The 8,784-nt window shown below is 72.8% G+C and carries 7 protein-coding genes; 3 read left to right on the top strand and 4 right to left on the bottom strand.

Annotated features, from left to right (window positions below; genetic code table 11):
- Nucleotides 1–249: 249 nt before the first annotated feature.
- A complete protein-coding gene (locus tag ACFWFR_RS14435) occupies nt 250–1,542 on the top strand; it encodes a hypothetical protein (protein WP_377623411.1) in 1,293 nt (430 codons plus the stop codon).
- Here ACFWFR_RS14435 and ACFWFR_RS14430 read toward each other — a convergent pair.
- Nucleotides 1,535–2,314: a hypothetical protein gene (locus ACFWFR_RS14430; RefSeq protein WP_377623410.1), complete on the bottom strand. Its 780-nt coding sequence runs from the start codon at nt 2,312–2,314 to the stop codon at nt 1,535–1,537. The genes ACFWFR_RS14435 and ACFWFR_RS14430 overlap by 8 nt on opposite strands.
- A 276-nt stretch (nt 2,315–2,590) precedes the next feature.
- On the opposite strand from ACFWFR_RS14430, the gene aztD reads away from it, so the two are divergent.
- Both aztD and ACFWFR_RS14420 read left to right on the top strand, forming a co-directional pair.
- Complete coding sequence (gene aztD, locus ACFWFR_RS14425; protein WP_377623409.1) at nt 2,591–3,868, top strand: zinc metallochaperone AztD; 1,278 nt, start codon at nt 2,591–2,593, stop codon at nt 3,866–3,868.
- A gap of 181 nt (nt 3,869–4,049) precedes the next feature.
- Complete coding sequence (locus tag ACFWFR_RS14420; RefSeq protein WP_377623408.1) at nt 4,050–5,864, top strand: hypothetical protein; 1,815 nt, start codon at nt 4,050–4,052, stop codon at nt 5,862–5,864.
- 21 nt (nt 5,865–5,885) lie between these two features.
- Here the strand turns inward: ACFWFR_RS14420 and ACFWFR_RS14415 are convergent, their stop codons facing one another.
- The 3 genes from ACFWFR_RS14415 to lepB all read right to left on the bottom strand — a co-directional run bounded on the left by ACFWFR_RS14415 (nt 5,886) and on the right by lepB (nt 8,485).
- Nucleotides 5,886–6,353: an NUDIX domain-containing protein gene (locus ACFWFR_RS14415; protein WP_377623407.1), complete on the bottom strand. Its 468-nt coding sequence runs from the start codon at nt 6,351–6,353 to the stop codon at nt 5,886–5,888.
- A 10-nt stretch (nt 6,354–6,363) separates the two neighbouring features.
- Nucleotides 6,364–7,569: a polysaccharide deacetylase gene (locus ACFWFR_RS14410; protein WP_377623406.1), complete on the bottom strand. Its 1,206-nt coding sequence runs from the start codon at nt 7,567–7,569 to the stop codon at nt 6,364–6,366.
- Nucleotides 7,570–7,651: 82 nt separating this feature from the next.
- Nucleotides 7,652–8,485 carry a signal peptidase I gene (gene lepB, locus ACFWFR_RS14405; protein ID WP_377623405.1) on the bottom strand — a complete coding sequence of 278 codons (834 nt, stop codon included), beginning with the start codon at nt 8,483–8,485 and terminating at the stop codon, nt 7,652–7,654.
- Between the last annotated feature and the right edge of the window lie 299 nt (nt 8,486–8,784).

Below are 8,784 nucleotides of genomic sequence, written 5' to 3'. Positions count from 1 at the left end.
CCCCCTCCCCCGGGGGGGGGGGGGCCGCCGCCGCGTGGTGGGGCGGCGGGGGGCGGGGGCACGCGCTTACCCTGCGCCCCTGAGCTCTCCCCCGCGCGTCGCGCGGTGCGCCCACCCCGCGCCCCCGGCGGCCCGCCCGGAGGTCCCCTTCGCCTCCGGCCGGGCCGCTTCTTCGTGCCCGACGGCGTGCGGCGTCCAGGGCGTGTCGCGCCGCCCGGGCGAGCGGCGCCGTCGTGCGACGATGAGCCCGTGCCCGAGACCTCCGCCGCCCGGCCCGCCTCGACCGGACGCCGGTTCCTCGCGTGGGCGCTGCGCTCGCCGTGGGCCCTGGTCGCGGGCTTCGCGCTCGTGCACGCCTGGCTCGTCTTCGACGCCCTGACCTGGGGGTACCGGATCTCGGGCGACGTGCAGCTGTACCGGGTCTGGGCCCGCGCAGGCTGGGACCGCGGGATCTGGCCCGTGCTCGACTACGACTGGGTCTACCCGGTCGGAGCGTTGGTGCCCATCTCCGCCCCCGGCTTCCTCGGCACGTCGTTCGGGGCGTACTACGCACAGTTCCTCGTGCTGGTCGTCGCGCTGAACGCGGTCGCCCTGTGGTTCCTCGCGCGGCTGCCGGGCCGCGGCCGCGTCGCGGCCTGGTGGTGGCTCGCGTTCCTCGTCGCGCTCGGCCCCATCTTCCTGGGCCGGCTCGACGGCGTCGCCGCGGCCCTCCTGGTGATCACCCTCGCGGTCGCGGTGCGTCGCCCGGCCGTGGCGACCGCGATCGCGACGTTCGGCGCCTGGGTCAAGATCGCCCCCGGGGCCGTGGTCGTCGCGCTCCTCACGACCGCTCGACGTCCGTGGCGCACCGTCGTGCTCCCGGGTGCGGCGGTCAGCGCGGTCGTCGTCGCGCTCGCCCTCGCGGGTGGAGCGGGCAAGCGGGTGCTCGGGGTGTTCGGGACCCAGGACGCGCGCAGCCTCCAGTCGGAGTCGGTGTTCGCGACCCCCTTCAGCGTCCTGCGGCTGTTCGACCCCCGGTTCCGGGTCTGGATGAACCCGGACATCCGTACGCTCGAGATCTACGGCCCCGGCACCGCGGTGACGGGACGGCTGCTCGACGTGCTGCTGCCCGTCGCCGTCCTCGCGATCGCGGCCCTCTCCTGGTGGGCCGTCCGGCGGCGGCCCGAGGTCCGCACCGACGTCTTCCTCCTGTCCGTCACGGCGCTGCTGCTGAGCCTCATCGTCTTCAACAAGGTGGGGTCGCCGCAGTTCGTCGCGTGGATCGGCCCTCCCGTGGCGGTGGCGATCGCGCTCGCCGGGCGGGGTGCCCGCTCGGTCTGGTCGGCGCCCGCTCTCGCGGTCCTGGGCACCGCCGGGCTGACCCAGCTCCTCTACCCGGTCGCGTACGACCAGTTCATGGTCGGCGAGCCCTGGATCGTCCTGGTCGCGGCCGTGCGGAACGTCGCGCTCGTGATCCTGCTGGTCGGGGCCGTGGTCCAGCTCGTGCGGCTGGGCCGGGGCGCGCGGCACCCTGCGCCCGGCCGCGCACAGCCCGTCACCTGACGTCACGCAGCGCGGCCCGTCGCACACGACGGAGCACCGCGTCGGCTTCCCGCGGGGCACGACGCGAGGCGCCCGCGAACAAGGCGGCCACCACGAGCACGTCCTCCCGTCGAGCGGTCCGCGTCCCTCCGCCCTCGGGCCAGAGGTCCGGCCGGAGCATCGACATCTCGGCACGCAGGGCAGGCGAGGCGGACCCGGAATCGACCTCGAGCCCGGCGAGGACCATCAGGTTCGCCAGCAGGTCGATCGTCACGTGCAGCACGGCCTCGACGAGGTCGTCGCTCGTGGTGCGCACGAGGTAGGTCGCGTCGTCGTCCCGACCCTCGCGGGCCGCCGCGGCGACCGCCGCCCCCACCTGTCGGGCCTCGGGTTCGCACGTCATCTGCCAGGCGTATCGATGGATCTCCGGGGCGCTCCGGGCCGCGGCGCGCAGCTCGCGCAGCCGAGCGGCCACGAGGTGAGGGTCCTCGCGTCGGATCGCAGCGGCGACCAGCGAGCTCGCGAGCTGGAACGCGGCACGCGCCGCCTGCGCACCGAGGTCCTGCGACCGCAGGGACGTGGGCGCTCCGGCGAAGCCGTTGACCAGCGCGTCGACCGCGACCCTCGTCGAGAGGGCGTCCACGACGGCCGGCCGGTCGCGGGGCAGCACCTGGTTCCAGCTGATCATGAACTCGAGGTGCCCCTTCGTGGCGGCCTCGACGAGGTCGATCGCCACCTTGTCGGCCCTGGTCCGGCGTTCGACGGCGCCTTCCCCGCTCGTTCCGCGTCCCATCGTTCCTCCTGTGCTCCCGTGCTCCTGCGCTCCCGTGGCGCCTTCCGTCTCCAGCGTGCGCGGGGCTCCGGTCGCGCGCGTCGCTCGCGAGGACCAGACCCGCCCGGGGTATCTGCTGCGTCTGCGGCAGGTGGCTGCCACGGACACAGACGGGCCTACTTGATAATGAGAGCGGTTCTCATTCTCTGCTACGGTGTGCGAGTTCGGTGCTCCCTGCGCCGGGCTGCATCGCACCTACCGGAAGGACGGTGGGACCCGCCGGGGTCCCGTGACGCCATGACCAGCACCAGACACCGCCACCTCGCCCTGGGGATCGCCCTCGCCCTGCCCGCCGCCGTGCTCGCCGGCTGCGCTGCGGGCGAGGCCTCCCCCGCCGCGTCCTCCGACGCGTCCGAGCACGACCACGACCACGACGAGCACGAGGAGGGCGGCCACGGCACCGAGGCCGCGACCGACACCCCGCGCGTCGCCCTGACCTACGACGGCGGGATCGTCGTCCTCGACGGCACGAGCCTCGAGCAGGTCGCCGACCTCCCGCTCGACGGCTTCGCGCGCCTCAACCCCGCCGGGGACGAGCGCCACGTGATCGTCTCTGCGGGCGACGCGTTCCGGGTCCTCGACCTCGGCACGTGGGGCGAGCCGCACGGCAACCACTCGCACTTCTACACGTCCGACCCGGCCTTCACGACGACCGAGTTCGCGGCGAACCACCCCGGGCACGTGGTCCGCCACGCGGGCCGCACGGTCCTGTTCAACGACGGCTCAGGACTCGTCGAGTCGTTCGACCCGCACGACCTCGCGGACGGCGAGCCCGAGACCACGACGTACACGACCCCCTCGCCGCACCACGGCGTCGCGGTCGAGCTCGAGAACGGCGACCTGCTGGTCACCGACGGCACCGAGGACTCGCGGTCGAGCGTCGTGGTCCTCGACAGCGCCCGCCACGAGATCGCCCGCACCGACGCGTGCCCGGGCGTGCACGGCGAGGCCGTCGCGGCCGACGAGGCCGTGGTCGTGGGCTGCGAGGACGGCGTGGTCGTCTACGCGGGCGGCGAGCTGACCAAGGTCGCGTCGCCCGACGCCTACGGCCGCATCGGCAACCAGGCCGGCTCCGACGAGTCCCCCGTGGTCCTGGGCGACTACAAGTCCGACCCCGACGCCGAGCTCGAGCGCCCCACCCGCATCTCGCTCGTCGACACCGCGAGCAAGCAGATCACCGTGGTCGACACGGGCGCGAGCTACACGTTCCGCTCGCTCGGCCGCGGCCCGCACGGCGAGGCCCTCGTCCTGGGGACCGACGGGTCGCTGCGCGTCATCGACCCCGCCTCGGGGGCGATCACCAGCACGATCGCCGTGATCGACGCGTGGACCGAGCCCGACGACTGGCAGGCCCCGCGCCCCACGCTGTTCGTGCTCGACCACACGGCCTACGTGACCGACCCCGCCACGAAGGCCGTGCACGCGGTCGACATCGAGTCGGGCGAGGTCTACGCGAGCACCACGCTCGACGTGGTCCCCAACGAGCTGACGGGAGTCTCGGGCCTCCCCGGGTGACCTCCTGCCCGACGGCGTCACGCGCCCCGGGCGACCACCTCACCTCGCGAGGCGGTCGCCCGGGGCGCGCTGCGCCGTCGCGCCTCTCCGCGGCGAGCGAGAACCTCCGCGCATGGCACCCCTTGCCCTTCGGCCGTACCGTCGAGGCATGCCCGACCCAGCCGACCGTCGAGGAGTGCCCGTGAAGAGCTCAGGCAAGGCCGAGGCGCCCAAGCGCCCCCCGGGCAGCCCGATGCTGATCGTGCTGATGATCATCGTGGTCCTCCCCTCCGTGCTGCTCGCCGATGCCTGGGGGGCCGGACCGGTCGGGATCATCGGCGGCCTGACGGGCATGTTCGCGCTGGTGGCCTTCATGGGCGGTCCGCTCCGTGCCGACCTCCGCATCGCTGCGGTGATGGGCCCGCTGCTGATCTTCGCCGCAGCCGTCCCACGACTGGTGGCCGAGACCTCGCGCCCCGCGGCGATCGCTCTCGTCGTGGTGCTCGTGTTCGTGGCCGCGCTCCTCCCCCTGCTCGGCCCACGCTTCGGCAACGCGGGGATGGGGCTCGGGATGACCACGGTGTTCGGCTACGGCTACGCACCGATGGGTGGGGCCGATCATCGGCAGGTGATCGCGGCGGCCGTCGCGGGGGTCGCCGTGGCGCTCGTCCTACGCATCCTGATGGGGATCTCGGACCCTTCCAAGCAGACCCGCGAGCAGGTCGCCGCGGTGCTCGTCGCCGACGATCCGAGCGCCGCCACCGCCACCGCGTTCAGCACCTGGCTCAGCGACGGCAGGCAGCGCTGGCTCGCGGACGCGCTCGAGGGGGCCTCGCGCTTCCGCCTGGCCCTGCACACGGCAGACCTCCTGGCGGCAGGCAGCCCCGACGACCCGGCACTCCGCGACCGGGCTCACGGGCTGGCCGAGGCGATGAAGGCCAAGCCCCGGCGGAACGAGACCGTCAAGGCACCGCTGCCGGCGCCGGCGGTCACCGAGGCCCCCTTCACCGAGGCCTCGCGCGCCCTGGACTCCGTCGAGCAGGCGATCCAGGAGCGCGACACCACCACGGTCACGCTCGATCGGGACCGGCGCCACCAGCTCCAGGACGCGGTGCTGCACCCCGCGGCCCGGCTGCAGTCCATCCAGGTCCGGCACGCGTTCCGCACAGCGCTCGCCGTGCTGCTGATGCTGCTGATCACGTCCGGCCTGGAACGGGGCGACCCCTTGGTCTCCACCGCGCTGCTGACCACGTTCAGCATCCTCCAGGCCAGCTGGAGCGGCACCGTGGCCAAGACGAGGAACAAGATCATCGGTCTGGTCTCCGGCTCGCTCACGGTCGCGGTGGTCCTGCTGGTCGTCCCGTCGCGCTACCTCACCCTGGTCGCGGTCGTCGCCCTGTGCCTGGGGCTGTGGTACATCGTCACCCGGCCGGCGCTGGGCGGCGCCTTCATGGTCGTCGTCAGCGTCGGCTTCAACTCCGTGACCCGTGACCTGAACGCGGTCGACCTCCTGGCGCAGTACGTGGGGCTCACCCTGAGCGCGGTGCTGGTCGGGGTGGTCCTCGGCTTCGTCGTGATCCCAGGCTTCCGGCCCCCACCTCTGCGACGACGTATCGAGACCGCGACCCAGGCCACCGCGACCGCGCTCCGCGCCTCGTCGGGAAGGACCGGTCCACAGCAGCCGGAGGAGGTCGCCCTGCTCCGGGACGCCGTGCGCCTGCAGGACGAGCTGGTGCCCGACCGCGACCAGCTCGACGACAAGCAGCTCGCCGAGCTCGACACGCTGCGCAACGGGTTGCGCGACCTGACCGTCCTGGCCGACGCAGCACAGCTGAACCCCGGCGAGCTCGACCAGGTCCTCCAGGCCTTGAGCCCCGACGACCCGACGGGCGGGAACGAGCCCGACGGCACGGCCCCCGAGAGCCCGGACGCACCGTCCTCGACCCTGTGGGACCTGGCCCAGCAAGCCGGCTCGGCCGAGCGGTACCTGCTGCGAACGCTGCCGGTCCACGCCTGAGCCGGCTCGCACGGTCTCGCCTCAGGACCGGGCGAGCGCCTCCGCGAGGCGGTCGAGCAGCTCCACCTGTCCCGCGACCAGGAGCTCGCGCGCTCGCGTGAGCGGCACCCACGCGACCCGGTCGAGCTCCGGGAAGGTCGCCGTCCGACCGGAGCGTGGCGGCCACTCCATCTCGAACGTGTTGCTCGTCGCGGTGCTCGCGTCGAAGTCGGCGCGGCGCGCCCAGGCACGCACGGTCTTGCCCGCGCGCTGCCTGATCTGTCCCAGGTCGATCTCCGGCCCGTCGGGCGGTGCGGACCCGAGCTCCTCGGTGAACTCACGGACCGCCGCGGCGTGCGGGTCCTCGTCGGGATCGTGCTCACCCTTGGGGATGGTCCAGGCGCGCTCGTCCTTGCGCGCCCACAGCGGACCGCCCATGTGCCCGACGAGCACCTCGACCTCTCCCCCGTCACCGACCCGGTGCAGGAGGAGCCCCGCGCTGCTCACCACGACCCACGCCCTACGAGACCGGGGGACGCGCCTGGAGCTCGGCCAGGACCGCCGGGTCCTGGACGTTCATCCACGCGATGACGTCCTGGTACGTGGCGCAGATGGTCTCGGGCTTGCCGCACGCCTCGAGCATGAAGTCCTTGGCCGCCGGGTTGAACGCGTTGCCGCTCCACTGGTTGAAGTGGTTCGCCACGAGGACCGGCGCGCGGTTGCCGTTGAAGGCGACGTCGTACATGTGCCGGTACGTCTCGAGCACCGCGGCGCGGATCTCCGGGGCCCGCTCGGGCTGGTTCTGCGCCTTGTTGAACTTGTACCAGAAGTTGTAGTCCATGGCCATGACGTTGCCGAGCGTCGGGGAGCTCGTGGTCTGCATCCGGAACTCCCACACGCCGTACTCCTGCTTGGGCCACGCGATGCCGCTGCCCGGGATCGAGGAGTCGTACGTCTGCCCGTGCGCGGCCCACGCCGGAGCGATCTGGTCCCAGTTGCCCTCGAGGCACGGCGTCCGACCGCCCGTGACCTCGGAGGCCGGGATCTCGAGCGGGGGTGCGTCCTGGAGGCCGTTGATCTCCTGCCAGCCGTTCCAGAACCCGAAGAACTGGTCGAGCTCGCTGTTCCAGTCGGCCGTGGTCCAGTCCCCGCCACCGGGCGGGTTGTCCGCGCAGAAGTGCCCGTTGTAGTGCGTCCCGATCTCGTGCCCCTCGAGGTAGGCCGCGTTGAGGTCGCCCACGAGCGTCGTGACCGTGGCCGCGTCCCCGCCGAAGCCCACCGACGCCTTGCCCTGCGCGTGCCCGGGTCCCGTGTAGGCGTCGCGGTGCTCGTCCGTGAGCAGGTAGATGCCCGTGAGGAAGCCCGTGAACCGGGCGTCGACCTGGGCAGCCGCCTCACGGAACTCGGTCCACCGGTCGTGCCACCCCGCGCCGTCGAACGAGAAGATGATGAACTGCGGCGGGATCTCCCCGGGTGCGAGCTTCGTCAGCGGGACGTTCGACGCCGCGCGCGTCGGCGTGGGGGTGGGCGTGGGGGTCGGCTTCTCCGGGGTGGGTTCCTCGGACGGTGACGTGTCGCCGGTGGGGCGCTCCGCCGTCGGGCCCGGTTCCGTGGGCCCCGGTGATCCCGTGCACCCGGCGACCAGCGCCAGTGCCGCGAGCACCGCCCCCGCGCCGAACGCCGCCCGGCGCACCGTACCGACAGGACGAGCAGAACGCAGTGACACGAAGAGTCCTTCCGAGCGTGGGCCGTCCCACCACGCTAGGGGAGGACGTGCCGCCGCGCTCGGCCTGAGCGGGTGAGTCTGCTCAGGGCTCCGGGACGTCCTCGAAGACGCTCCCCGGGTTGCGCATGAGCGACGCGCGGTCGAGCGGCCACACCTTGGCGACCGCAGTACCGACGACGTTGTCGATCGGTACGAAACCCTGCCCGGGCTTGTCCGTGTTGTAGCGCGAGTCACCCGAGTTCTGCCGGTTGTCCCCCAGGACGAACAGCGAGTCCTCGGGCACGACCACGTCGAACTCGAGCTCGCTGGGGATCGAGCCGGGCTTGATGTAGGTCTCGTCGATCGCGACCCCGTTGACCGAGACGCGGCCCTGCGCGTCGCAGCACGTCACGTGGTCCCCGGGCAGCCCGATGACCCGCTTGATGAGGTGCTCGCCCGCGTCCACCGGACGGATGCCGATGAACGTCAGGAACGTCTCACCGGCCTTGACCAGGCCCGTCGACTCCTGCTGCGGCTGGCTCGCGAGCCAGCCGCCCGGGTCCTTGAAGACCACCACGTCGCCACGGTGGATGTCGAGGAAGCGAGGGACGAACCGCGAGGCCAGGACCCTGTCGTCCTTGATGAGGGTGTTCTCCATCGACTCGCTCGGGATGACGAACGGCTGGACCACGAACGTCTTGATGAGGAACGAGATGACCAGGGCCGCGACGACGATCACGCCGACCTCGCGCGCGAACGACCAGCGCCGCCTGGACCTCACGGCTGCGCCGGGCGCCGGGGCCCCCGCCGAGCCGTCGCCGGGCTCGCCGCGGGGTGCCTGCCCCTCGGGGAAGACCGACTCGACGTCGGGCGCGCCGGGGAAGGCGCCCGACGGTCTCGGCTGGTCGTCTGGGCGCTCGGCGTCGTTCGAAGTCACGGGGACACTCTTTCACCAATGGGGCTGGGGGGCCGGTCGGGTCTCGGCGGGGTGAGTCCGGGCGGTGGCCGGGGAGGTGGGGTGTGTTGTTCGCGCAGCCACCACAATTGTGGTGACTGCACGAACAACCCAACCTCCCCCTGGAGACGGACAGGGCGCGAGCGTCCCGCACGCGCCGCCACGACCCGCAGCAGGTGGCGCGAGATCGCGGGCCAGGCCGGCACAACGACGAAGGGTCCCGACCACAGGTCGGGACCCATCGTACATGCGGTAGCGGTGAGTTTCGAACTCACGGTGGA

The sequence above is a fragment of the Oerskovia sp. NPDC060287 genome (assembly GCF_042726775.1).
In the GTDB taxonomy this organism is placed as follows: domain Bacteria; phylum Actinomycetota; class Actinomycetes; order Actinomycetales; family Cellulomonadaceae; genus Oerskovia; species Oerskovia merdavium.
This window is presented reverse-complemented; position numbering and strand designations above follow the sequence as displayed.

Bases quoted from the DNA above. Each gene is read 5' to 3' on its own strand.
- ACFWFR_RS14430 (WP_377623410.1), bottom strand. From the start codon at position 2,314: ATGGGACGCGGAACGAGCGGGGAAGGCGCCGTCGAACGCCGGACCAGG.
- aztD (WP_377623409.1), top strand. From the start codon at position 2,591: ATGACCAGCACCAGACACCGCCACCTCGCCCTGGGGATCGCCCTCGCC.